This window comes from Streptacidiphilus jeojiense (assembly GCF_000719095.1).
GTDB lineage: Bacteria > Actinomycetota > Actinomycetes > Streptomycetales > Streptomycetaceae > Streptacidiphilus > Streptacidiphilus jeojiensis.
The window spans coordinates 1-807 of record NZ_JOEH01000091.1; the positions used below are offsets into that span (position 1 = coordinate 1).

General features: G+C 71.9%; 1 protein-coding gene. It reads right to left on the minus strand.

Features of this window, described 5'->3' with window-relative positions; all coding sequences use genetic code 11:
• On the minus strand, positions 1-807 hold an 807-nt coding region (locus IF29_RS0141160; RefSeq protein WP_037598790.1), incomplete at both ends, for a transketolase-like TK C-terminal-containing protein.

The following is an 807-nucleotide window of genomic DNA, read 5'->3' on the forward strand; positions in this document are numbered from 1 at the left end:
CCAGGTCAGCGCGATGCCGGCCTCGACGGCGACGCGGGCCCGCACTGCGGGGGGCAGCACGGTGTCGCGGTAGGCCAGGTCCTGCTCCTGGAACCACTCCACGCAGGGCATGGAGACCACGCGGGTGGGGATGCCCTCGGCCTGCAGCCGCTCGCGGGCGGCGACGGCGATCTGGACCTCGGAGCCGGTGCCGATCAGGATCACCTGCGCGGCGCCGCCCTCGGCCTCGAACAGCACATAGCCGCCCTTGGCCGCGTCCGCGTTGGCCGGGTAGGTCGGTACGCCCTGGCGGGTCAGCGCCAGGCCGTGCGGAGCCGGGTTCGCGTCGTGACGGCGGAACACCTCGGCCCAGGTGATCGCGGTCTCGTTGGCGTCCGCCGGGCGGACCATGTTCAGGCCCGGGATGGCGCGCAGCGCGGCCATGTGCTCGACCGGCTGGTGGGTGGGGCCGTCCTCGCCCAGGCCGATCGAGTCGTGCGTCCACACGTAGGTGACCGGCAGCTTCATCAGCGCGGCCAGGCGTACCGCGCCGCGCATGTAGTCCGAGAAGGTCAGGAACGTGCCGCCGTAGATACGGGTGTTGCCGTGCAGGGCGATGCCGTTCATCGCCGAGCCCATGGCGTGCTCGCGGATCCCGAAGTGGATCGTGCGCCCGTACGGACTGGCCGACGCCAGCGGATTGCCCTCGGGCAGGAACGAGGAGTTCGCGTCGATGGTGGTCAGATTGGAGCCGGCCAGGTCCGCCGACCCGCCCCACAGCTCCGGCACCACCGCGCCCACAGCCTTGAGGAACTCACCCGACGCCTT